We start from the raw sequence: 23,601 nt of genomic DNA, 5'->3' as shown, positions 1-23,601 counted from the left end.
GTGGCACTGTCGACGGCACAGGTGCAGGCGCGGCTTCGCGACTGGCTCGAGTCGCATGTCGCGGGCTGGCAGAACGTCAGGCTCCGTCCGCTGGAGGTGTCGCTCGGCTCGGGCTTTTCCGCCGAGATATTCTTTGTGGACGTCGAGTTCGAAACAGCCTCGGGCGCGCAGGCAAGGACCCTGGTGGTACGCCGGCAGCCGACCAGCTTCGAGGTGGTGCTGGGATCGAGCCTTGCACTGCAGGGCAACATGATGGCTGCGCTGGATCGGCTGAAGGTGACCCCGGTGCCTGAGTGGATCGGCATGGAGCTCGATCCCGAGGTACTCGGAATGCCTTTCCTGGTGATGGGCCGCGTCGATGGCCAGTCAGCGACCCAGCGGCCCAACTACAACACGACCGGTTGGCTGGTCGATATGCCACCACAGCAACGGGCCTCAACCTGGCAGAACGCAATCCAAGCCTTTGCCCAGATGAGCCAGATCGACTGGCAGAAAGACGGGTTCGCCTTTCTGGCCCGTTCGGAGTGGGGCACCCCCGGGCTCGACCAGTACCTGGGCCATCTGGAGGCCTGGTATCATGGATGCCGTAAGGACCGGGTGCTGCCCTATGTCGACGCGGCGATGACCTATATCCGCGATCACCAGCCGGCAGATACGACCGTCAACGTCCTGTGGGGCGACAGCACGCCTTCGAACGTGATGTTTTCGGGTGACGGCCGGGTCAACGCGCTGATCGACTGGGAACTGGCGGCGCTCGGTCCGTCAGAGCTCGACCTTGCCTGGTGGCTCTATTTCGACGACCTGTTCAGTCGCCGCTTTGGCGTGGCCCGTCTGGAGGGCCTGCCGACGCGCGAGGAAAGCATTGCCAGCTGGGAAGCGGCGGTCGGACGCACGGCGCAACATATGGCGTATTACGACGTCGTGGTCGCGCTGCGCATGGCACTGGTGGTGGTTGGAGCGTTTGATCGGCAGGTCGGCATCGGCAACATTGAAGCGGACAACAAATCGTTGAATGCCAATTTCATGACGCTGTATCTTGCCGAACGGCTTGGCATGGACCTGCCTGAACTTGGCCCTGACTTCTATGCCTTCATGCGCAACATGACCCCGGTCGACCAGAAGCAGGATTGACGACGATGGGGCGGGGCTCTTGGCCGGTGGTTCGGCGATGACTGATCACGAACATCCTTTGCCGCAAGTGGCTGAAAGAGCCGAATTGCCCACCCCGCAGAAGATCATCGATTCCGGGCGACTGGGCGGGTGGCAGATTGCCGCGATCGCCATGACAATCCTGCTCAACGCCCTCGACGGTTTCGATGTCATGTCGATCAGCTTTGCCGCCCCCGGCATCGCAAAGGAATGGGGCGTGGCGCGCGATGTGCTGGGCTGGGTGCTGTCGATGGAGCTGATAGGCATGGCGGCAGGCTCGCTGCTGCTGGGCGGGCTGGCTGACAGGATCGGTCGCAAGCCGACGATCATCGGCTGCCTTGTCGTGATGGCGGGCGGCATGCTGCTCGCCCCGCAATCGACCGATGTCTTGCAACTTTCGATATGGCGGCTGTTCACGGGGCTCGGCATTGGCGGCATGTTGGCCGCGCTCAATGCCTCGGTGGCTGAGTTCTCCAACGCCCGCTACCGCAATCTGGTGCTTCCGCTGATGGTGATCGGCTATCCTTTGGGCGCGTTCTTCGGCGGACTTGGGGTCAGCGCGCTGCTCGGCGGGGGAGACTGGCGCAGCGTCTTCTATCTGGGTGCGCTGCTGACTGCCGGCAGCATTCCGCTTGCGCTGTGGCTCATCCCGGAATCGCCCGGCTGGCTCTATGCCCGCCGACCGCCCAATGCGCTGGAGCGCATCAACCGGGTGCTGACCCGCTTTGGTCTCGCTCGCATGACCGCGCTTCCGGACGTCGTTCCCGGTGCGTCACGGGCGGCACTGCTCGAGATTTTCCGGCCAGCGCTCATCCGCACGACTCTTTTGCTGACCCTTGCCTATCTCACTCACGTCGCAGCGTATTATTACTTCGTCAAATGGGTGCCCAAGCTGATTGTCGACATGGGGTTCGATCCGGGGGCGGCTGCAGGCGTGCTGACCAACGCGATGCTCGGCGGAGCGGTCGGCGGCGGCGTACTGGGGCTGGTGGCCTTGAAGACCGGAATGCGCTGGGCCACAATTGGCGCGCTGGCCGGGGCTTTCGTCATGCTCAACATCTTCGGCATGGCACCTAGAGATCTGCAGGTGCTTGGATGGATTGCGGCGGGAACAGCATTTTTCTCGAACGCCGCTGCGGTCGGCTTCTACGCGCTGCTCGCCATGGCCTTCCCGCCGAACGTCAGGGCGACGGGCACAGGTTTTGGCATCGGCTTCGGGCGGGCCGGGGCCGTTATGGGGCCTGCAGTGGCCGGGATGCTTTTTGCAGGCGGCGTGGGGTTGCAGGGTGTCTCGCTGATCATTTCGGCAGGCTCGCTGCTGGCGATTGTGGCAATTTATTTGGTCCGGGCACCGGCGCAGGCGGAGGAACGCTGATGGGGATTTTCACGCACAACTGTGTGGGCACCAACGATGTGATTCAGGCCGGTCGCTTCTACGACGCGGCGCTGGCCCCGCTGGGCATCCGCAGACTGGGCGATTTCCTCGATCAGGGGCTGGCCTATGGCGCGCGCGCTGCAGAGTTTCTGGTGCTGAAACCGCTGGATGGTGCACCCGCCAGCCCGGGCAACGGCATTACGCTCGGCTTCAAGGCTCCGGATCGCGCTTCGGTCGATGCTTTCCATGCCGCAGGGCTGGCAGCGGGCGGTAGCGATGCCGGCACACCCGGTCCGCGCGGCGCAGTGCCTCATGCATATGGTGCCTATCTGTTTGATCCGGATGGCAACAAGATCTGCGCCTATTGCTTCAAGATGCCGCCTGCAGATGGTGCACAGCAAGACGGTTAGCCGACCAACAGTGCATTCCCATTGTCCGCAACCACGACCCCGCGTTCGTTCGCCGAGGTACGAAATCGCACCCGATCACCCTGCTGCCAGATGTGCGTGGCCAATGTGTCGCCGGGGTAGACCGGCGCGGTAAAACGCAGCGCGATTTCGCTTAAGGCTCGGGCTTCGCCACCGGCACAGGCATGGATCAACGCGCGGGCAATCACCCCCATGGTCGATAGCCCGTGCAGGATCGGGCGATCATAGCCTGCCTGTCGGGCTGCTTGGGAATCGATGTGCAACGGATTGCGGTCGCCCGACAGTCGGTAGGTTGCCGCTTGCACGACCGAGGTCGGCAAAGTGATAGCAAGGTCTGGTGTCCGATCGGGCACCGGGGGCAAAGCCTCACCGGGCAGATCGCGTTCCCCACCGAAGCCGCCCGCACCGCGCGCCACCCACGTCTCGGTCGCCTCGGCGATCAGGGTTCCGCCCAGTGTCCTGAGAATCTTGGTCGCGCGGATCAGCGCTGGCTTGCCAGGTCCTTTGTCGGCCACGTCGGTAATTCGCGTCTCGCCATGGACCATCCCTGCGGGATCGAGCGGCTGAAATAGCCGCAGATGCTGTTCTCCGTGCAGGATATTGGGCCAGTCGAGTCCGGATTGCGGGTCCATCGGCCAGAAGCCGGGCGTGCCCAGCACCAGCGCCATTGTCGGCAAAACCTCAAGGTGGCGCTCGAACAGAAAACGGGTCTCGTCGATGTCGGGACGCAGGCCCGCGCCTACCCCCAGCGCATAGATGATGCCATCGCGCGGATCATAGTCATCCCGCGCATCGGGCACCTTGTAGGCAAGCAGCCTGTCGAGATCGAGCGGGCGCGTCATGCAAACAGGGCGCGCCGCAGCGCGTAGACGTTATCCCGTTCCGCCCGCAAGGTGACCGGGGCGTCGCGCGCCATCTTGAAGCCGTGGCAGCAGCCCGGATAGACGATCAGCTCAACCGAAACGCCCGCGCGTGTCAGGCGAGCGGTGTAGCCGAGGCATTCGTCGACAAACAGATCGAGTGATCCCACCCCGATATAGGCTGGCGGCAGACCGCTCAGATCGTCGGCCCGCGCCGCCGAGGCGTAGGGCGACGGATCGCCGTTGCCCAGATAGGCTGCGCGGCAATAGGTGCTGTTTTCAGCCGTCCAGACGAATTCGCCGGTGAACGGGTTTGCAGGGTGGGGCAGCCTATCATCGAGGCGAGGCGCCTCAAGATGCTGGAATGCGATGGGAAATTCGCCGCGATCGCGAGCCATCAGGCAAAGACAGGCGGCCATGGCACCGCCAGCACTTGTCCCGCTGACAGCGATACGCGCCGGATCGATCCCCAGCATTTGCGCCTCTTCGTGCAACCACCCCAGCGCAGCATAGGCGTCGTCCATCGGGCCGGGAAAGGGGGTCTCGGGTGCTAGCCGATAGTCCACTGACAGTATCAGGCACCCAAGCTCGTTCGCCCAGCCCATCAGTTGCGCCAGATCCATTTCCGGTACGCCAAGCACATGGCCACCACCATGAAAATGCAGGATGGCGGGTGTAATCCCTGAGCGCTGTTCAGGCTGGATCTGCAGGCAGCGGATCGTGCGGCCATCCTCGCCGGAATCGATATGGACTTGGGCGACGGTGACCGGAAGATCGGGCAGCGGCTGGGCTGCGACCATCGCTGGCAGGGCCGCGCGGATCAGGGGCAGGGTCTCATCGGAGAGCACCATAGGAACGAAGTTGTCGATCAGTGGCAGCAGCTGCGGATCGACGAGGTGGCGGCTGCGCATCAGGCAAGCCTGCGATCATCAAGGCCCAAGCTGCGACCGATGATCTCCTTCATAATCTCCGAGGTGCCGGCAAAGATGCGGCTGATCCGCGCATCCTGGTACATCCTGCAGATGCGGTACTCTTCCATAAAGCCCGCGCCGCCGTGCAACTGTACGCACGCATCCATCACCTTGGCCTCCAGTTCGCTGGTCAGCAGCTTGGCCGCCGACGCATCCTCTGCACTCAGCGCGTCATCGTTCAGCAACAGCACCGACTGGTCAACATAGCATTGCAGCGCATCGATCTGCGCCTTCATCTCGGCCATCACGAAGCGGCTGTTCTGGAAGGTGCCGATCGGTCGGCCAAAGGCCTTGCGCTCTTTGACATAATCCAGCGTCAGATCGAACGCGACCTGCGTGTTGGCCATGAAGCCGATGGCCGCTACCAGACGTTCGGGAGCCAGAAAACGGGCGAGATATTTGAACCCCATCGTCGGCTCGCCCAGCACATTGGCCTTGGGTACCTTGACATCGTTGAAGAACAATTCAGCAGTATCCTGCGACTTCAACCCCATCTTCTCGAGCCTGCGACCGCGTTCGAAGCCAGGCATCCCGCGCTCGACCACGAACAAGCCGAGGCCGTGCCTGGCTTGCGGATCGGTGCGCGCTGCAACCACCACCACATCCGAAAGGATACCGTTTGAGATATAGGTCTTCGATCCATTGAGCAGCCAGTGATCGCCCATATCGACCGCATTGGTCTTCATTCCTGCAAGATCGCTGCCTGTACTTGGTTCGGTCATCGCGACAGCGAGGATCGTCTCGCCGGAAACGATGTCGGGCATGAACCGCGCCTTCTGCTCCTCATTGCCCAGGGTGGCGATATAGGGCGCGACCAGATCATTGTGCAGGTTGATGTAGAAGCCGATGTCGCCGTGGCGCATGTTCTCTTCGATGATGATCTGCTCGAAGCGGAAATCGTCGATACCGGCACCGCCATAGGCCTCGTCCGCCCAGGTGCACAAAAAGCCATTGGCGCCCGCCTTCAGGTAAGCCTCACGGTCGACCTGGCCCGCCTTGCGCCAGCGGTCTGCATGTGGGCCGATTTCTGTCTGCATGAATTTGCGGACAGAATCGCGGAACTGTTCGTGCTCGGGTTCGAAGATGGTACGGCGCATCGCAGTTCCTTTCGTTCAGTAAAAGCCCTGGCCGCTCGCAGCCCGCGCGCGCAACCAGGCCGACGGGGCAAACCGTGGTCCCAGCTGCTGCGCCAGCCGGTCGCACTCGCGCACGAAGGTCGCGGTTCCGACCGTGTCGATGTACGACAGCGTGCCCCCGGTCCAGGCTGGGAAGCCCCAGCCGTAGACGGCTCCCAGATCGCCGTCTTCGGATGTCTCGATCACGTTTTCCTCAAGGCAGCGCGCCGTCTCGATCGCCTGGGCATACAGGAAGCGCTGCTTCAGCTGCTCGACGTCATAGCTGGGGCTGGCCGGGAATATCTCGGCGAGCCCCTTCCAGAGGTGCTTGCCGCCCTCGGCCGGATAGTCATAAAAGCCCGCTGCCGCCTTCTTGCCCGAGCGGCCATGCTGCTTCATCGTGCGCAGCACCCCGACACCGGCCGGAAGCACATAGCTTTCCCCGACCTGTTCGATCGCCTGGTCGACGATCTTCAACGGCAGGTCGAAGGTCAGTTCATCCAGCAGCGCGAGCGGCCCGACCGGCATGCCGACCGCCTTTGCCGCATTCTCGATCACCGCCGGCGGGACGCCTTCGGCCAGCATCGCGGCACCTTCGTGGATCAGCGTCTGGAACACTCGGCTGGTGTAGAAACCGCGGCTGTCGTTGACGACGATCGGCGTCTTGCGCAACCTGGCGACGAAATCCAGCGCCACCGCCAGCGTCGCCGAGCTGGTTTTTTCTCCCTTGATGATTTCCACCAGGCCCATCCGCTCGACCGGCGAGAAGAAGTGCAGTCCGATAAACTGATCAGGCCGGGCCGATGCTTCAGCCAGGCCGGTGATCGGCAGCGTCGATGTGTTGGATGCATAGACGGCTGTTGCAGGCATCATCGCCTCCGCCTTGCGGGTGGTTTCCGCCTTGATGGTGATGTCCTCGAACACTGCCTCGATGATGAGGTCGCATCCCGCGAGATGCGCGAAGTCGTCGGTGGGGGTAATGCGTGCCAGTGTCCCGTCAGCCTTGTCCTGCGTCATCGATCCGCGTGCGACCAGCTTGCCAAGCGCGGTTTGCGAATAGGCCTTGCCCTTCGTCGCCGTTTCCACATCGCGGTCGATCAGGATAACGTCGCATCCGGCTTGCGCCGATACCAGGGCGATCCCAGCGCCCATCATGCCCGCACCCAGAACGCCGATCTTGCTGAATTCGGTCTTCGCGATCCCTTTGGGTCTGCGCGCGCCGCGTTCGGCTGCACCCTTCGACAGGAAAGTGGTGCGGATGATGTTGCGCGATACTGCATTGGTGAGCAGCTTGGCGAAATACTTCGATTCGACCGAAAGTGCCTTGTCGAACGGCAGGATCGACCCTTCGTAGATGCACGACAGGATCGCGACCGGGGCCGGCATGTTATAGCCCGCCTTTGTGATCGATCCGGCGGCGAACATCATGCTGGAAGAATATTCGGGCACGATCAGTCCGCGCGCCTCGGGCATCGCATAGCCTTTGACGTCCCACGGCTTGACCGGATCGGGGCTGGTGGTCAGCCAAGCGCGTGCCGTGCCTTCCATCCGGTCGGCCGCGACCACCGCATCGATGATGCCGAGCTTGAACGCCTCGCTGCCCGAAACCGCCCGCCCGCTGAGCAGCAGGTCCATCGAAGCCTGCACGCCGGCCAGCCGAAGCATCCGCTGGGTTCCGCCCGAGCCCGGCAGCAGCCCGACATTGACCTCAGGCAGACCGACCACGGCGCGCGGATCATCGACCAGAATGCGGTAATGGCAGGCCAGCGCCAGCTCAAAGCCACCGCCCAGCGCCAGACCGTTGATCACTGCCACCCAGGGCTTGCCGCAGGTTTCGATCGCGCGGTGCATGCCGCTGGCCTTTTGGCTGAAATCGAAGGCCTGTTTCAACGTCAGCGTCGCATGGCCCTGCACCAGTTGCTTGAGGTCCGCGCCCGCCATGAAGGCCGGCTTGCCCGACGTCAGGATGACGCCCTTGATCGTCTCGTCTGCGGTGATTTGCGCAATGGCGTCGAGCATTTCGGCGATGAAGGCATCGGAGACGAGGTTCATCGATTCATCGGCATTGTCCATGACAAGCGTGGCTAAGCCGTCATCGGCCCTGATGATCTTGAGATGTCGCATATCGGGTATCCTGAAAAAGGTAACGCGTCAGACGCGTTCGATGATGGTGGCGGTGCCCAGGCCGTTGGCGGCGCACAACGTGATCAGCCCGGTCTGCTTGCCGGTGCGCTCAAGTTCGTCGAGCACCGTGCCGGTGATCATCGCGCCGGTGGCTCCCAGCGGGTGGCCCATCGCGATCGCTCCGCCGCAAACGTTGACCTTGTCGTGCGGGATATCGAGCACCCGCATGTAGCGCAGCACGACGCTGGCAAACGCCTCGTTGAGTTCGAACAGGTCAATGTCCGCCACGCTCATCCCGGCGTTCTTCAACGCCTTCAAAGTTACGTCTGCAGGCGCGGTCAGCATGATCGTGGGTTCAGAACCCATCGATGCGTATGTCCGGATGCGCGCCCGTGGCTTCAGCCCGGCGCGCTCGCCGAACGCCTTCGATCCTACCATCACCACGCCCGATCCATCGACAATGCCAGAGCTGTTTCCGCCGTGGTGGACGTAATTCAGTTCCTCGATCTCGGGATAGCGCGTCTTGGCAATGTTGGCGAAGCCGCCCTTGCCCATGCCCTCGAACGCCGGCTTGAGCCGACCGAGGCTCTCTGCCGTGGTGCCAGGGCGCATGTGTTCGTCATGATCGAGCAGCACCTCGCCGATCCCATCCTTGACCGGAACGATCGCGCCAGCAAAGCGGCCTTCCTCCCAGCTCTGTGCGGCGCGGCGCTGGCTCTCGGCGGCATAGGCATCCACATCGCCGCGGCTGAAACCGTCGAGCGTCGCGATCATGTCGGCGCCGATACCCTGCGGGGCGTAGTAATTGTGATAGGCAACCGCCGGGTCCGACGTCCAGGCGCCGCTGTCATAGCCCATGACCGTACGGCTCATGCTCTCAACTCCGCCGCCGATCCCGGCTTCCATCACGCCTGCGTGCACCTGCGCTGCGATCAAGTTGACGGCATCAAGGCCAGATGCGCAGAAACGGTGTACCTGCTGTCCGCCAACCGACTGGGCATAATCGGCGTTGAGCACAGCGGCGCGGGCCAGAACCCCGCCCTGCTCGCCCACAGGCTGGGCGGTGCCAATGATGACATCGTCCAGCAGCGCCGTGTCCAAGCTGTTGCGTTCACGTACCGCCTCAAGCAATTGCGTGACCATCTCAACCGAGGTGACTTCGTGCAGCGCGCCGTCGGGACGGCCCTTGCCGCGTGGAGTGCGGACGTGATCGTAGATATAGGCTTCCATAAGCCGCTCCTTGCCAGTGACCTTCACAGTCGGGGACTGGCCCCTTCTCCGCAGCAATGACCCGCTGCGAACACCTATCTACGGGAAGGGAAGTGGCTGGCGTGCGGGGGTGGCATCAGGCCGCCGAGGCTTACGCTTGCGTAAACGAAAACAGGCCGGGCAAGCTGCCCGGCCTGTCTGGACCTGTAGTGTGATGTCGCCGATCTTGCGAGCGACCGGACTTACCAGCGGAACGTTGCAGTCATCCCATACGTTCCCGGTTCACCAGCGTTGGTGGCGGTAAAGCCCAGCTGGTTATAGCTGTTGAACAGGTTCTGTGCGTAGCGCGTACCGAAGATATTGCGTCCCCACAGCGCTATTTCGATATTCGGGTCTTCGATCTCGAACGTCAGGCGACCGTTGAAGATGCCATAGCCCGGCAGCGTACCGAACGCATTGGCAATGGCTGCATCGGCCAGTCTCGTCGTCCGCTGTGCCGCAGTCAGCGCAGGGTTGGTCAGATCCGCCGTTTCCTGGCCGAAGTTGCGGGCAGAAATATACGCATAATCAAGGTGCGCGACAAACTTGCCGATGCCGGTCTCGATTTCCTGGGTGGCCCCTGCGGTGAAGGTCCATTTCGGGGTCTGTGCCACCACTTCGTCGCTGCGATCGAACAGGCCATTGGTGCCGATATCGATGAAGCTGCCGTTCTGGTAGCTCGCCTTCAATCGCGACACCGATGCCATCAGCTCCATGCCCTGCCAGGGCCGTGCCTTGGTTTCAAGCTCAAGCCCGTAAGCCCGGATGTTGCCAGAGTTCTGCGCGAACTGGCTGATGCTGCCGTTGACGATCCCGTTGACGATATTCTGGGCACCATTGCGCCAGACATGGAAGACGGCGAGATTGGTCTGCAGCCGGTTATCGAGGAACTCAGCCTTCATGCCAGCTTCGATGTCGCGGACATCTTCTGGTGAAAAGGCTTCTGCCCCTACCGGCGTCGGACGTGTGTTGAAACCGCCGGAAAGCGAAGCTCCTCCAGTGCGCGCATAAAGCAGGATGTCGTCGTTTGCCTGGTAGTCGAGGCTGAACGTCCATGCAGGATAGCTGAAGCTTGCTTCTTGCGGGAAAGCGCAAGCGGCTGGTGGCGTTGTGCCTGCAGTCGTGCCAACTCGGCAGGTGTTGGGCTGGATGACAATAACCCGCCCGCCGGCAAACACCGGTTCAGGCACACCACGGATGTTGTTGACCCCGCGGCCGACCGCACTGCGCTTGTCCCAGGTGTAGCGGAAACCGGCAGTTGCCCTCAGCTTGTCGGTGATGTCGTAGTTGACCTGTGCGAACAGTGCCGTCGATTTGGAGACGAAATCGGTAAGGTTACGCCCCGATGGCGCAAGGTTGAGGCCGCCGAGCGCGGGTACGCTGTAAAGTGCAAACGAGTCCGAGCGCTCATTGCCTTCTTCCCGGAAATAATAGGCTCCGACGATCCAGTCGAGGTTGCCGATTGCACCCGAGAGCTGCAGTTCCTGGCTGAACTGGTCCTGCAGATAGGCAGAGTTGAAGGCGATGGCCCCTGCGGGGGTGCCATCAAGGTCGAGGGTGTTGGCCGAATCGGCCTTGCGATAGGCGGTAATCGACTTGAGATTGATTTCGCCGAGCTCGACATCGAGCGTTCCGGCAAAACCATAGGCCTTGTTGCGGTTCAGCGGCGTATCGATATTGGCATTGCCCGTGCGCGGGTTTCCGAAATTGTTATAGTAATTTTGCCTGTTCTGCAGAAAGTTGGGCGAGAACTGACCTGGGAACAATGTCGCCAGAGGGCCGGTCGGCTTCACGGCAATCAACGCGTTCAAGGTGCCGTTGTCGTTCGATTTCACGTAATCTGCTGACAGCGTTAGCGTCAGCGGCAGGCTAGTCGGAGCCCAGCGCAAGGTTGCGCGGGTCGCAACGTCCGACTCAAGGTCGCCAATTGGGCGGCCCGTGGGAACGTTGATCCCGAAGCCGCCGCGCTCAGCGTAGCGACCTGCGACACGCAACGAAAGCTCTTCACCTGCCAGCGGGATCGTGGCCGCTGCCTCAATCTGGCGGGCTTTATAGTTGCCGACCGTTCCCTTGACGTAGCCCGAGAATTCTCCGTCGGGCTGCGTGGTGGTGAACTGGACCGCGCCTCCGGTCGTGTTACGACCGAACAGCGTGCCCTGAGTTCCGCGCAGCACCTGGATATTGGCAACATCGAGAACGCCGACGTTGCTCGAGATCGGACGACCCAGATAGACGCCATCGACATAGATGCCGACCGCCGAGTCCGAGACCGAGTTCGGGCTGTTCTGCGCATTGCCGCGAATGGCAAACGTGACGATGGCCGAAGGTCCTGTACCCGCTCCACGCGTCAGCAGGCCGGGGGCAACGCGCTGAATGTCCTGTACCATCACGATCTGCTGGGTTTCGATCCCTTCGGCCGAAAGCGCCGTTACCGCCAGCGGCGTGGACTGAAGGTCCTCCTCGACTTTGCGGGCTGTCACCACAATCGTTTCGAAGCCTTGTGACGAAGCCTGTTCTTCCTGAGTGTCCTGCGCCATCGCGGGTGCTGCCAGGATTGGCAGCACTGAAGCAGAGCATGCGAGTGCCAGTCTGAAGCTAGAAATTTTCATGATCATCCTCCCCGTTATTTTTTCCGGTTGACCGTCTTTGCGGGTCCGGCCTTGATGTTTGTGCAATTATATAGGCGTTGGAGATCGCGTTCCTATCCAGCGATAGGCAGACGGGCTGGCTCCGCATTTTTGATCGGAAACACGTTCCACGTTGACTGCGTCGCGCTGGAGTTTGCTCATTCGATGAGAAAATGCTGGTGCCCCTGCTTCGGGCAACCAAACATCAGATAGCGGAACTGGCCTGTGCCGCCACATACACCGCGGTTGCAGCGGTCCTAATTGCAGATCGGTGACAATGCCACCAATTCCCTTGGACAACTCGGCAGGCCACTCTTGCGCTTTGATACGGTGGCGGCCGGGGAGCAGTCTATCTGTGCTGCTGACTGTTTCGCTAAAGCACGAAATCGAGCCCGGCCAGACTCACGCTTTAGAGGCATGGACTTTGGAATGGCCAAGCCTCATCCAATCGGTCTGGCTGGGCTCGACATCCGGGCATGGAAACAATGTGTCCATTCGCAACGCTTGGGCTAGGCTCAGGACCTATTGAAATACTTGCGGAAGGTATTTTTAGTTGATTCAATGGTAGGGCGAGGAGGCGTTGCTAAGTGTGATTTGATTTGGCTGTTGGAGGTGCAGATGCGCCGGCAGGCTTTCCCTCGTGCTTGATCCAGTGTGCCTCGCCGTCTTCCTCGCTGGCGGAGGCAATGATCGTCGCATCGACTAGTGTCACGGTCTTGACGGTGATCGCCTTGGCCTTCAACTGCACGGTCAAGCTCTTGAACATTAACCGATCCAGTCCTTGTGCAATCAGGGCTGCGCGGAAGCCGCCAAAGGCCTTGCGCTCAGGCGTGGCCTAGGTGCCGGAGAAGTCGCAAAACCGGCGGAACGAGGCGCGGTCACCAAGCGCTTAGGCCAGCTTTACATCCGACAGGTCATGCAAGATCGACAGCGGCAACGCCTTGAACATCACCAATTGCGGCAAAGTTGCTTCCCCCTTGGCATTGGCATGAATGCCCGCGAGTAGGACCGCAATCTCGGCCCAGTGGAGCGTTCCGGAAAGTCCATCGAGCGACGAAGCCGACTTCGCCTCCGATGTAAAACCAAGACGTTCCTGCCCAATCCGACGATGCGCCAATGTCACCTCCACCACAGCTGAAAAGTGCATTGGTTCGGGCATTTATGCCCTAGTCCAGACCCACCCTCGCACAGGTTTCCAAGGAAACCTTGGCCGATCAGGTCAGCTCTTGGATTGATCCTGTCACTGGATCCCAGGTGGATCGAGACCAATCTTCCCCACACGGTTCCACTTGGTCGTGGGCAACAAATGCCAAAACTCCAGCATCGCTTTCATATTGGTACATCAATTGTTCTCCAGCGCCTGTCGCAATCATTGCCGGCGCAAGAATTTTACGCTCTTCGAAGCTTCCGCGGACCCGTACCGATACAATGCTGCCCGGCGAAAAAATTTCGATTTCTCCTGTCTGGACCGCTGTTCCGGCTATGGTAGGCGATGCCAACCGAAGCTCAGCATGCCAGCGCATGAGTCGGTGCACCATATCGAGCGGCAGGAGCGCGTCACCTCCAACTTGCTCTGCTCCGACGCGCAGCCGGTCGAATATGAGCGGGAGGCTGGTGATCAACGGCTCTGTGAGTCTGAGACCGCCAACCACGTTATCGCAGATTACAACTGCGTCATTTGCCCGTCGTGTGCTTTCACGGTTCTGCAACGCGACGCCAATGTGGGCAGCACGAAGGTCCCGAACGGAAACCGTGGACGAGGAGCCGAGCATCGCCAACAGCGAGTCCGCGATAAGCCGCCGGCTGGCTACTTGATGATCCCCGTCGCCTGCGAACCAGGGTTCGTTGATCCGGATGAGTACGCCGGTAGTCGGAAAGCGCCGGGATTTCCGGCGGAGCCGGCGATCCCGCTGGCTGAGCTCGCTATATGGAAGCACCGTACTGCCGTACCGGTATCCTTCCACAGATTCGGTTAGATGAAGGTGGACTTCGGCGAGGCTACCACGATCCGATTCCAGATATCGTCCGTCAATTATGCCTTCGAGGTCGCAAGCTACGCTGACTTGTGTTTTCAACAGCGGCTGGGTTGGCTCAATGCTTCGCTGCGGGCGCAACTCGATCTCGTTACAATGACCGAATGAGCGCCAATTCTCGACGCGATACTCCTTCGTGTAGTGGTAATAGCTCGCGCCAGGATAGGCTTCGCGCAGAGCTTTCTCGTGGTCGATCGTGCCAATGGTCTCGCCTGTCACCGCATGACGCAAGAAGAACTGTTCCCCTGGCATCGACCGAAGCGAATAAGCGAGGTGAGGGCGCGTGCGACCGAACAGCGCCGTCTCCTCAAGCATTTTCGGGATCGCGGCCCCAGGCTGCGCGAGCGCAATCCTATCCACGAAAGCTGGTGGCCACCTGAGTTCTTGGTCGTCTTGCTTGGCAGCTTCCGCTGTGCCTTCTTCGAGCATGCATCGTGCGTGCTGGAAGTGAATGAAAGAGTTCTCCAGATACAGCGGGCTGCCTTCAACCGGTCCAGTGATGTAATCACGAAGCGAACTGCCGAGCTTCGTGAATGCGGCCGCCGGTGCAATGACCGCGAAAACGCCGCGCCGGGCGCGGCCTATCCGACCAATTCGTTGACGCAGTGATTTCCGGTTCGGCGGGACGCCAACGGTCAAGCCAACGCTAAACTGCGGCAAATCAATGCCCAGTTCCAAGGCCGATGTGGCGACCACGCCGCGCAACCGCTTCTCGCGCAGGAGCTTCTCGATCGCACGCCGATCTGTGGGCGTGTACCCGCTTCGATAAGGCAGGACGCTCTTCTTGCCCACCCGGCGGATGATCCTCTCTACGCCTTGCCGGCTGTCGGCAAAGGCGATGAGGGCTGCATCATCCTGCAGGCCGTCGGTGACTTGCTCGACCAAATCAGCGCAATGCCGCTCAGCCGGCGCGCCGACCTCGGGCCCCTCAAGATGGAGCACAGTTAGTCCGTAGCTCGGAGCTCCATTATCGTTCTCGTCGACACAAACGAACTCGCAGCCGGTCAGGGCCTTCAAATGCCCGGTCGGATCAGAAAGTGTCGCGGTGGTCGCTATGAGCTGAAAGCAGCCAGAAGTCCGCCGTGCAGAGCTTGTGACTGCGAGCTGCCGAGCAAGCCTCAACCTTCGGATGAACAACGACGCGTGCGAACCAAACACCGCTTCGAGCACGTGGGCCTCATCGAGAATCAGTAGATCTAGCTTGGCCAGAAAGCGGGCCACCGACGGAGCACTTCGCGCGGGCATCATCCATGCGTGAATGACGTCCGGCGTCGCCAAAATAATCCGAGATTTGTCCAGGACATGTTCGCGGTCTGTCACTGCAATATCGCCGTTGATCTCTGCGACTAGATCGGGTGAGAGCCCGGCATTTATCAGCTCCCGCCGCCACCGGCCAAGTTGATCGCTGCCAAGCGCCTTTTGTACGTAGAATACGAGCACACGAGAGTTGCCCGAAAGGATCTTTCTGATCGCGGCGGCCATAAAGACCAGCGATTTGCCAGACGCGGTCGCTGTGGAGACGACCACGTTCAAATCTTGCTCAACCGACGCGAGCGCCAATGCCTGATGCAGGTAGAGAAGATCCGTGCCCCCGAGACTGCGCTTCAGCCAGGCACCCAGTTTGCCATGGGCGAACTGGGGGGGCGCTTCGGCAAACCTGGCCTCCCGGGGCGGAATATCGATCTGCTCGACCACCGACTGTTGGAGAAGCGTATCGAGTGGGTTGATCGCCACGCAGGCGCGAACGGCCTCACTCCCCATCGAGCACCTGAGCGCAAATTTGAGTCAATTGTTGCCGCGTTACGCCGGTTTGGCAGGTTTCGAGTATTATGCCCATGCCGAAGGCGGCGGTTTCGATCGCTCGACCTTGCAAGCCCCGCAATTTGGCGGGGTATCCACTTTGGGCAGAAGGCAAGAGGGGGTTGTTGCGGCCGAGCCAGCCCACGACCCGCTGAGAAGTTGGTTCAGGGCAGTATATCGGGAGCGACAGTAGTACGGTCGCCATTCGGGCTGTGCCCATCGCAATGGCATTAGGTCCCGTTGCTGGTCCTTTACGGACCAAAAGCAGGGGGATATCGCGCTGCGAAAAGAACTCGAACACATCGTTTTTGAACTGACGTAAGCCGCTCTGGGATTCGGACTCGAGGTGTATGAATGTCGAATCCTTCGGCACCACTCGCAGATAGCGGCCGGTCCAGCTCAAAGTGACAATGCTCACGACGTTCACCGAAGGTACAGCGGCGGTGAGACGGAAGCTGAGCGGCTGCAATTGGCGCGGCCGGTTGTTCGAAATTAGCACCGCCCCCTGTACCCCATCGCCCGTGTACGGGGAGGGTTCGGTAGGCTCCCCCGGACTTGGAAAGACGGGCCCGATCAAGAGCCCAAGCTCCTGATGATCTGACCCATCTTGTCGGATGGTTCCAGATAGCACTCGGTCGAACCGATGCGTGCATGCCCCATGACGATCTGCAAGTCCCGCAGCGAACCTTGATGGGCCGGCAGCTGGCGCGCTACATCTGTCGCAAAGGTCCGGCGTCCGGAATGGCTAGAGCAGCCGAGCAGGCCGGCGTTCTTATAAAGCCTGTGAAACCAGTTGGTGACGCAACTTGCACTCTGGTGCCGTGGCTTGCCATCCCTTCCAACCGAAAAGGCAACCTGGGTGGCGGTCGGGTGGTCAGCAAGCAGCTGGGCGAGCGCCTCGCGAATCTCAGGGTGCATATCCACGTGGCGTGTCCGATTGCTGTAGCGCTGTTTGAGTGTTCGCACCTCGATTGTGTCTGAAATCGACCCATTTGAGCTCAGCATGTCTTCGACGCGCAATGCGGAGATCTCGCCTGCACGAAGGCCGCCCCGCAGGGACAGCCTGAACTTGAGCAAGTCGCTTCCGTGCGAGCGACTGTGCTCGGCGATGTAGGCCTCCGCCTTCTTGATCGACAGCTTGGTGAGCGTATTGGCACGCTTTGCTGCCGCCTTGCGCCGCCGGCGCTCTGCCTTCGAACCTGGCTGCAAAGTCGGAAGGGGGCCCAATTCTTGGAGCGCTGCAACGGCTCGCATAACCTCGGCCTTCAGCACGATCGGCTCGTTTGACAGCTGAACGCCATCCATTCGGACGGCCGACGCTTGATCGCTTGGGAAATGGAGCGTCGCCCCGTAACCGAAGGCGCTCGTTATTGGGCGATAGCAAGTGGCCTCTCTGTCAGTTATCGTGCCATGCGTGAAGTCTGTCATCTGTGATTGTTTCTCCTAACCAAGTTGCGATTCGGCTAGATTATACCAAGGAAAGGATTTCTTTCCAAGAGTAAAGAAAATGTTCGTTAAGGTTAATGGAAAAACTCCCAGAGTGACTTTGACCGTAGTTTAGATGTCTGCGTGTAATAAGACATGAGCGCCTCTCTAACGTTGGGTGGAATTGGTTGGAAAAGAATTGATGGACCTCAAAAGATAGCGCGAGGTTCACCGGTATTGATCGCCCTGCTGGGCGGAGAGGGCTCTGCCTAATTCTTCTGTCGGCAGGTCTGATTACGAGGCATTCTCGGCTGACCTTGCGAGGCCGTGCAAGCAGCTCGATCGGTGGTCTCTCACCGCCAGTTTACCTTTTTCTCCCGTCCACCGTTGGTTCGAAGCGGTGCGATCGGGGAGAGCTAAGTGACTGTTCCATCACTTCTTCCGCTTGCCAGGTCTACCGGAAGGGCAGGGGCTCAATCGGGCCGAAAGCGAGGAAACCGCAAAAGATAGAGAATGAAGGTTTTCTCACCTTTTTTCGTCACCTTATGGATTAAGGTTTCGTCGTTAACCAACTAAGCCGTTGAGTATAACATGTTCTTTCTGCCGCCATAAAATGGCTTCCGTCCATAATATGGATCGAGTGGCGGCCTCTCGTTTTTGGCTCTTAATTACCTGCGCCGCCGAATGGGTTAACAGGACGCCAGCAATGCATAAGGCGCGAAGCGCCACAGATCGCGCGCGGCAAGAGCAGCATGTATCACCGCGATTCAAAATGGCGGTCAGCCATACAATCTGTGAGCGCCCGACACCGCCGTCGCCAAGCTGCCCACCTGGAAAATTCGATGACCGAACACCGACGTGCTGCGCATTGGAACGATATCAGGCTGCATAGCGAAGCATAGCAAAGTCGTGGAAGTCATATGGAATTGCTTGCCGATCAAAATAATGAGCAGCATGTGTACACTAATGTGAATAAAATGACTCGAAGACTTGCGGTGTGCCTAATCATAAATCTAAATTAAGTCATGGAAAATTGGTAAAACTACTTATAGAATAAGTAATAGGCCAAACACCAACTTGGCTAAAGCGTATTTTTTATTGACGTTGGTTATTTTTGTCATAATCATTTGGCATGCCCCGAATCGGGAGCGGCTAAATAGAGGAATGATTATGCAATTTGATGAAATGCTCAGGGCTGTGTTCACAGCCTCTACGTCGGATCCGTCGGTGGGGAAGTTGACCGATATGAATAGGGATCCCTATCAGGCCGCAGCAGTGGAATTAGCGGATGCTGGTAACTATTGCGAACACAGTCAGCTTACCCCTGTGAAGCAGGGGCCGCTGTTGGCCTATGTTCGTCCGGGGGAGGGACCTGGGAAGAAGCGCGCCGGCAAGATTTACGGTGAACGCGAACTGGCCCACGTGTTGGCGCGGATCGACGCACTGAGTACCGTTCCTGAGAGCGACGCGGTCAAGGTGTTGGCTACTTATCGGGCGGGCTTGCGGCCGAGCGAGGTAGCCGGCCTCACGACCCGCACACTTCTCAATGCTGATGGCACTGTGGTCGATACCTTGGTTGTAACCGGTGCGACCTCGAAGTGGTGCAAGCGGCGCGAGATCCCGATGCACCCGCAGCTGAAGGCGGCGATTGAAAGATTGGTCGCCGCTTACCCTGATGCGGAACGTGTTGCGTTCAGGACGGTGAAGGATGGCAAATATCGCTACCAGACGGCGGACGCACTTTTCCTCTGGTATGCAGCGCTCTATCTCGGCGCGGGCTTTCGCGGTTGCACCGGCATGTCGGGTCGCCGCTCCTTCGCTACCGCCTTGGCGCAGTATGCACCCCTGCCACTTGTGCAGAAGTTACTGGGTCACGCCGGCCTCCACACCACTAGCCATTACGTGAACGAAGCCCACGGCGACGCCGGCGCAGCAATCCTCAAGCTTGGGAGCGAATGATGACTTTGACCTCAAACCATTTGTTTGGCGGGTATGCATTCACCTGCGATTTCGCCCCGGTCGGCCGGCCCCGTACCGACGGTATTCCTCCCGCACCGTCTGCGCCCGAAGATGAGTTCGATACTGCCGAACCGGTCAGTTCACCGGTGAGCCTTCCGTTGGTGGAGGCTCGCTCTAACGCCACCCTTCCTCGCGATTTCACGCGCGAAGCGACCAGTGCTCTGTTTGCCGAGCCCGCGCTCCACGCTCCTTTGGCGCACGAGCATCCTCCCTATCGCGAAACTACTTTGCCGTCATTGGCGGGCGATGCGGGTACGGAGGGCGCGAAATCGAACGACCCGCCGTCCGTTAAGCCTGCATCAAACCCAAAAAGGATTGTCGCCTGTGCGATGAGTGGCAACCTGTGCGCCGTCGCTACTCTTGAGCCTGCCGAATCGTCTTGGAAGGTGTCTCGCAAGCATTCGCGCCTGTTTCAGCTCACGGATACGTCTCAGCCCGGGATGCGTGGCTTTGCCGGTGAGCTGTTTCAGTTCTTGGACCCCCTCCGTGGGGCGGTCATGGTATCCTGCCCTACGAGGACGGGATCGGTATTGGCTGGTCTCGAAGACGAAGCTCGCATCGAGACCTTGCTGATGATGTTGCCAGAGTTGAAAGTCGAGCAGGTCGACAACGACGTCATTGCGAAGTGGGTCGTGTCAGCGAACCCGCCCTATCCCGAAAACATGCCGAGCGGTCGCAATACCTTTGCCCAGATCCGGGCCATCGAAACGGCACAGTACATCGCCCAGGGTATGGCCTGAGCGAAATGCATTCTCTCCCTCGCCGAACCGGTACGAAGTTCTTGGACCGTTAGACGGTCAGTGGGCCCCCTGCAGTCCCTTAAAATAATGGGGCGCAGATTTGCAATATTGACGGTTGATTGGCCGATGCCATCGGAACGCAGCGCCGGCAGAGGAGGGCGCGCACTGTCTTGATAATTACAACAGGCAGAGCGCTCATTGAAAGCGGTTGCCGCCAAACTTCTTGTAGCTGCCGACGCGAAAAGGCCGGGTATGGGACTTAGCTGCCGTTCGCATAGTTGCCTCGGAACGGCAGGGTTGCCCCATAACAGCCGTTCCCAATGAACCGAAACTGCCGCCAATGTAAGGCAACGCTTTATTTATGCGTAGATCACGTGTGCTGAGATAGGACGACTTCTACCGCTGGGCATAGACATCATAATGATGACCGCGACCATAGCGTCGAAAATTACGAAAGCCCGCTCTTTCAAGCTGGGATCGGATAGCCGTTGCATCGCTCCAGCGCTCGTCGATCTCATAGAAAATTCCCGAGACGGCGTGGAAGCTGCGAGCGCGCGCCAGTTCGGTGATGACCTGCTGTTCGAGTCCTTCGACGTCGATCTTGACGATACCTGGCCATTCGGTGCTGAGGATTTGATCGAGCACAGGCGCGTTGATGGTTTGGATGGTGATCTCCTCGCTGACGGCATAGCTCGACTGGTCGGCGAGGCTTGCCGTCCCAGAATGCGCCTGATTCACCTTGATGACGGTCCGCCCCGCCTCGGCTGCGATGGCCAGCTTGTGCAGATTGGCGCGGTCGGCAAGGTTGTTGATTGCGATGTTGCCGCGCAGCATGGCGAAGGTCGCGGGAACGGGCTCGAACGCGACGATCCGTCGGCAGCGCGAATTCATCCCTGCCAGCAGGCTGTAAAGCCCCTGGTTCGCGCCGATGTCGATGAACTGGAAATCCCGGTCCTGCGCGGCGAGAATGTCGGCAAGGTCGTTGCCATAAGTTGCGAACATGCAATAGCGGAACGTGCGGTCGCGCCAATTGCCCGTCATCTTCACCCCATAGCGGCTGACAAAGACGCCGGGATCCCGGTCGGTCGAACGATGCAGCGCAGCGTAAACGGGCGACATTGTCGCGGCCACTGCCTTGCGCCAGGTCTTGAGCACGCCATAGCGCCAGAAATCAGCAAGCCGTTGCATCTTTGGCCCCCTTGATGGTTGATGTAATCGCCTGCCGGGTGGCGAACCAGAGCAGTCCGGCAAAGGCCACTGCCTGGATCAGCGCATGGTAACCCGCGCCTTCAGTGCCGGCCATGCTGAGCAGCAGCGGCAGCAGCGGCAGCGTCAGCAGATTGCAGGCGAGATTGATCTGCAAGCTGCTGCCCGGTCGCTCCAGCGAGGTCAGCGCTGTGGACCAGAGCGGCGTGGCCGCAGCGACCGCTCTGGCCGCGAGAACCAGTACAAGCAGCATTGCCCCGGCAAGGAATTCGGGTCCTGCCACCAGTGCGAGGATCTGCCGCGCACCAATGCTCATGATTGCCGCGACCACTGTGCCCGCCAGCAGCACCAGCCAAGCCGCGCGATTGATGGTGCGTCGCGCACGGTCGATCTGCCCGGCGGCGACCTGCTCCTGAATGACCGAATAGGCTGCCTGTCCCAGTAGCTGGGGAGGCTGGGTCAGCACCGCCGCGATGCGAATCGCCAGCGCATAGAGTCCGGCTGTCGCTGCGCCGGAGACCCAGCCGATGATCAGCGGGATGGCCTTGGGTGCGAATTCGCGCAGGGTCTGGTCGAAGTTGGTAATCGTCAAGAAACGAAGAATTCCTGGGTTTTCAGCGATGGCCGAGCTCAGCGTCTCATAGCCGGGCAAAACGAGGCTGATGCCGCGGATGCGGCACACCCACCAGGCGATGGCCCACATCGACAAACCTTCTGCAACGGACGCCACCAGCCAGACGATCAGGAACGCTTGAAGCCCGCCACCTGCGGCCAGGATGAGTAGCGTTCCGGTGAGGCGCACCAGCGGCATCATCGCCTGATGTGCGGCGATCAAATCGAATCGGCCAGCAATCTGCAATAGCCCCCATGGCGTTGCGCGTACGGTTGCCAATATGGCCAGGCTGTACAGCGGCGCAAAGGCGATGGTGTCTGAGGACCATCCTAGCGCCAGACCGATCGGATAGGCAAACGCGGCCGTCGTGCTTATGGCAATCAGCGCAAGGGCGCATTCGAGCAGCGTCATGAACGCCAGCAACCGGCTGAGACGCGCCATGTCCTGCTCATGCAGCGCCTGGGTTCCGTAGGTAACTATCGGGTGAAAACCCGAAAAGGCAATCAGCGCGCCCATGAACGTCGCAAAGCCATGCACGAGATTGAGCACGCCATAGTCGGTCACGCCCAGCACGCGTGCTGACAGAGCGATATACACGAGGCTGATCAGCCCAGCGACCGTCTTGCCGGACATCAGCAGACCGAGATTGCGCGCGATCCGACCCATGATCAGCGGTTCGCTTCTGAGGCGAGAAATGCATCGATGGCACGCGCCGCCCTCACGGTGGAAGGTTCGGCAGAGACCGAAAACGTATCATCGACCAGGCGATATTGCTGCGCCCGGTATTCGGCTTTGCTTGCGAACGCTCGGTCAACCGCCTCAATCAGGCGGTCGGGGGTCTCGATGACCGGCCCGGCGGTCCAATGCAGATAATTGGGATCGTTCTGCCAAGCCACCTGGTGGCTGTTCAGGAACAGGCACGGGCGCGGGGAGCGCAGGAACTCGTAGACTTGGCTGCTGACATCGCCGAGATAGAGATCGGCGCGGTTGGTATAGGACATGTCGCTGCTGGCAGCGCTGCCAAGGTCCACATGGATATGCGGGCAAACCGATGCCGAAAGTCCGGGTGGCCGGACGCGCGCCACGGCGGGCGGATCGATGGTCACAGTCCATTCGCGGGCAAACAACATCACATGCGGTGCAAAGATTAGGTTGTAGCGGTCCTGACCGGCAAATGCGTCGAGCACGGCCTCCCCGTGGCGATGCCAGCTCGACAGTCTTGGCGACGGGTGCGGGTTATAGAGCACCACAGGTCGCTGAGGCGCGGGGAAGCTGTCGACAAAGCGGTTGTGTGCGCACAGATCGAACTTGGGATATCCGCAGATCACGATCCTGTCCGGCGCAAGCCCTGCCTCCCTGATGAGCCGCTGACGGATCTTCTCCCCTGGCACCAACACCAGATCGAACAGCGCGCTCTGCCGGTTGAACCCGATGGCGCGGTCCCCGGCTCCGTGCCGCGTATGGATGATCTTTGGGCGGTCGAGCCCATATCGCGTCTTGAGCAGCAGCGACGTTTTTTCGGAAACGACGAGCGCATCGAAGCTGCGGAAAAAGTCGAGATTGTCGCGATAGAGCAGCGCCTTCGTCGCAGGAACGGTGCGATCGAGCACCTTGGCCGCGAGGCGTGCGATCGACGATTTCACGCCCAGTCGGACCATGCTTGCCCCGGCCAGAGCGGCACCGCCCAGCCGCGCAAGTTCCTGGCCGATCACGTCGCTGGAATAGGCAAGCACGATTTGATGGTCACCCTGTGCCAGCATCTGCACCGCGATGGGTAGGCTGTGCGCGAGCTGGTGGGTCTGGTCGTGGTTAAACAGGAAGCAGATGCGTTTCACGGGCGAACTTGCCCCATGGCGCTCACCTGGGCC

Annotated in this window: 19 protein-coding genes and 1 pseudogene; 5 read left to right on the top strand and 15 right to left on the bottom strand. The window is 60.4% G+C overall.

Features of this window, described 5'->3' with window-relative positions; translation table 11 throughout:
* The 3 genes from BSY18_RS12975 (at position 1) to BSY18_RS12965 (ending at position 2,934) form a co-directional block, all read left to right on the top strand.
* A complete protein-coding gene (locus BSY18_RS12975) occupies positions 1–1,131 on the top strand; it encodes a phosphotransferase family protein (protein WP_054135482.1) in 1,131 nt (376 codons plus the stop codon).
* Positions 1,132–1,198: 67 nt separating this feature from the next.
* Positions 1,199–2,524: an MFS transporter gene (locus BSY18_RS12970; RefSeq protein WP_054135790.1), complete on the top strand. Its 1,326-nt coding sequence runs from the start codon at positions 1,199–1,201 to the stop codon at positions 2,522–2,524.
* The gene (locus BSY18_RS12965; protein WP_054135481.1) at positions 2,524–2,934 is read left to right on the top strand and encodes a VOC family protein; all 411 of its coding nucleotides are present in this window, start codon (positions 2,524–2,526) and stop codon (positions 2,932–2,934) included. Before BSY18_RS12970 ends, BSY18_RS12965 begins: the two co-directional genes overlap by 1 nt.
* Here BSY18_RS12965 and BSY18_RS12960 read toward each other — a convergent pair.
* The 12 genes and pseudogenes from BSY18_RS12960 to BSY18_RS12910 all read right to left on the bottom strand — a co-directional run bounded on the left by BSY18_RS12960 (position 2,931) and on the right by BSY18_RS12910 (position 17,035).
* Positions 2,931–3,794, bottom strand: coding sequence for a MaoC/PaaZ C-terminal domain-containing protein (locus tag BSY18_RS12960; RefSeq protein ID WP_054135480.1), 864 nt, complete (start codon positions 3,792–3,794; stop codon positions 2,931–2,933). The genes BSY18_RS12965 and BSY18_RS12960 overlap by 4 nt on opposite strands.
* Complete coding sequence (locus BSY18_RS12955) at positions 3,791–4,723, bottom strand: alpha/beta hydrolase (RefSeq protein WP_054135479.1); 933 nt, start codon at positions 4,721–4,723, stop codon at positions 3,791–3,793. The genes BSY18_RS12960 and BSY18_RS12955 overlap by 4 nt, the downstream gene beginning before the upstream one ends.
* Positions 4,723–5,880 carry an acyl-CoA dehydrogenase family protein gene (locus BSY18_RS12950; RefSeq protein WP_054135478.1) on the bottom strand — a complete coding sequence of 386 codons (1,158 nt, stop codon included), beginning with the start codon at positions 5,878–5,880 and terminating at the stop codon, positions 4,723–4,725. The genes BSY18_RS12955 and BSY18_RS12950 overlap by 1 nt, the downstream gene beginning before the upstream one ends.
* A 15-nt stretch (positions 5,881–5,895) precedes the next feature.
* Entirely contained in the window at positions 5,896–8,022 is a 2,127-nt protein-coding gene (locus BSY18_RS12945) for a 3-hydroxyacyl-CoA dehydrogenase NAD-binding domain-containing protein (RefSeq protein ID WP_054135477.1), read from the bottom strand.
* Positions 8,023–8,049: 27 nt separating this feature from the next.
* Complete coding sequence (locus tag BSY18_RS12940) at positions 8,050–9,252, bottom strand: acetyl-CoA C-acetyltransferase (RefSeq protein ID WP_054135789.1); 1,203 nt, start codon at positions 9,250–9,252, stop codon at positions 8,050–8,052.
* Between the two features lie 221 nt (positions 9,253–9,473).
* The gene (locus tag BSY18_RS12935; protein WP_369814868.1) at positions 9,474–11,063 is read right to left on the bottom strand and encodes a TonB-dependent receptor; all 1,590 of its coding nucleotides are present in this window, start codon (positions 11,061–11,063) and stop codon (positions 9,474–9,476) included.
* 339 nt (positions 11,064–11,402) lie between these two features.
* A pseudogene (locus BSY18_RS21665) lies at positions 11,403–11,807 on the bottom strand (TonB-dependent receptor plug domain-containing protein); the annotation flags it as partial.
* Positions 11,808–12,480: 673 nt separating this feature from the next.
* On the bottom strand, positions 12,481–12,651 hold the full coding sequence (locus tag BSY18_RS21275) for a hypothetical protein (RefSeq protein ID WP_156318146.1): 171 nt from the start codon (positions 12,649–12,651) through the stop codon (positions 12,481–12,483).
* A 135-nt stretch (positions 12,652–12,786) separates the two neighbouring features.
* Positions 12,787–13,056 (bottom strand): hypothetical protein, encoded by a 270-nt coding sequence (locus BSY18_RS12925; RefSeq protein WP_171900232.1) that lies wholly within the window; start codon positions 13,054–13,056, stop codon positions 12,787–12,789.
* 55 nt (positions 13,057–13,111) lie between these two features.
* Positions 13,112–15,691: a DEAD/DEAH box helicase gene (locus BSY18_RS12920; RefSeq protein ID WP_069050852.1), complete on the bottom strand. Its 2,580-nt coding sequence runs from the start codon at positions 15,689–15,691 to the stop codon at positions 13,112–13,114.
* The gene (locus tag BSY18_RS12915) at positions 15,681–16,307 is read right to left on the bottom strand and encodes a hypothetical protein (RefSeq protein ID WP_150126288.1); all 627 of its coding nucleotides are present in this window, start codon (positions 16,305–16,307) and stop codon (positions 15,681–15,683) included. Before BSY18_RS12915 ends, BSY18_RS12920 begins: the two co-directional genes overlap by 11 nt.
* Entirely contained in the window at positions 16,304–17,035 is a 732-nt protein-coding gene (locus BSY18_RS12910; protein ID WP_054135471.1) for a tyrosine-type recombinase/integrase, read from the bottom strand. The genes BSY18_RS12915 and BSY18_RS12910 overlap by 4 nt, the downstream gene beginning before the upstream one ends.
* A gap of 1,284 nt (positions 17,036–18,319) precedes the next feature.
* On the opposite strand from BSY18_RS12910, the gene BSY18_RS12905 reads away from it, so the two are divergent.
* Together BSY18_RS12905 and BSY18_RS21040 are read left to right on the top strand one after the other, a co-directional pair.
* Complete coding sequence (locus BSY18_RS12905; RefSeq protein ID WP_054135470.1) at positions 18,320–19,114, top strand: site-specific integrase; 795 nt, start codon at positions 18,320–18,322, stop codon at positions 19,112–19,114.
* The gene (locus tag BSY18_RS21040) at positions 19,111–19,914 is read left to right on the top strand and encodes a hypothetical protein (protein WP_171900231.1); all 804 of its coding nucleotides are present in this window, start codon (positions 19,111–19,113) and stop codon (positions 19,912–19,914) included. The genes BSY18_RS12905 and BSY18_RS21040 overlap by 4 nt, the downstream gene beginning before the upstream one ends.
* A gap of 396 nt (positions 19,915–20,310) precedes the next feature.
* Here the strand turns inward: BSY18_RS21040 and BSY18_RS12895 are convergent, their stop codons facing one another.
* The 3 genes from BSY18_RS12895 to BSY18_RS12885 all read right to left on the bottom strand — a co-directional run bounded on the left by BSY18_RS12895 (position 20,311) and on the right by BSY18_RS12885 (position 23,568).
* Entirely contained in the window at positions 20,311–21,102 is a 792-nt protein-coding gene (locus tag BSY18_RS12895; RefSeq protein ID WP_054135468.1) for an FkbM family methyltransferase, read from the bottom strand.
* On the bottom strand, positions 21,086–22,306 hold the full coding sequence (locus BSY18_RS12890) for a lipopolysaccharide biosynthesis protein (RefSeq protein ID WP_171900230.1): 1,221 nt from the start codon (positions 22,304–22,306) through the stop codon (positions 21,086–21,088). The genes BSY18_RS12895 and BSY18_RS12890 overlap by 17 nt, the downstream gene beginning before the upstream one ends.
* 95 nt (positions 22,307–22,401) lie before the next feature.
* A complete protein-coding gene (locus BSY18_RS12885) occupies positions 22,402–23,568 on the bottom strand; it encodes a hypothetical protein (protein WP_082382359.1) in 1,167 nt (388 codons plus the stop codon).
* Between the last annotated feature and the right edge of the window lie 33 nt (positions 23,569–23,601).

It is taken from the genome of Blastomonas sp. RAC04 (genome assembly GCF_001713435.1).
Classification (GTDB): Bacteria; Pseudomonadota; Alphaproteobacteria; order Sphingomonadales; family Sphingomonadaceae; genus Blastomonas; species Blastomonas fulva.
The sequence above is the reverse complement of the archived record's forward strand: the minus strand, read 5'-3'. Positions and strand labels throughout refer to the sequence as shown.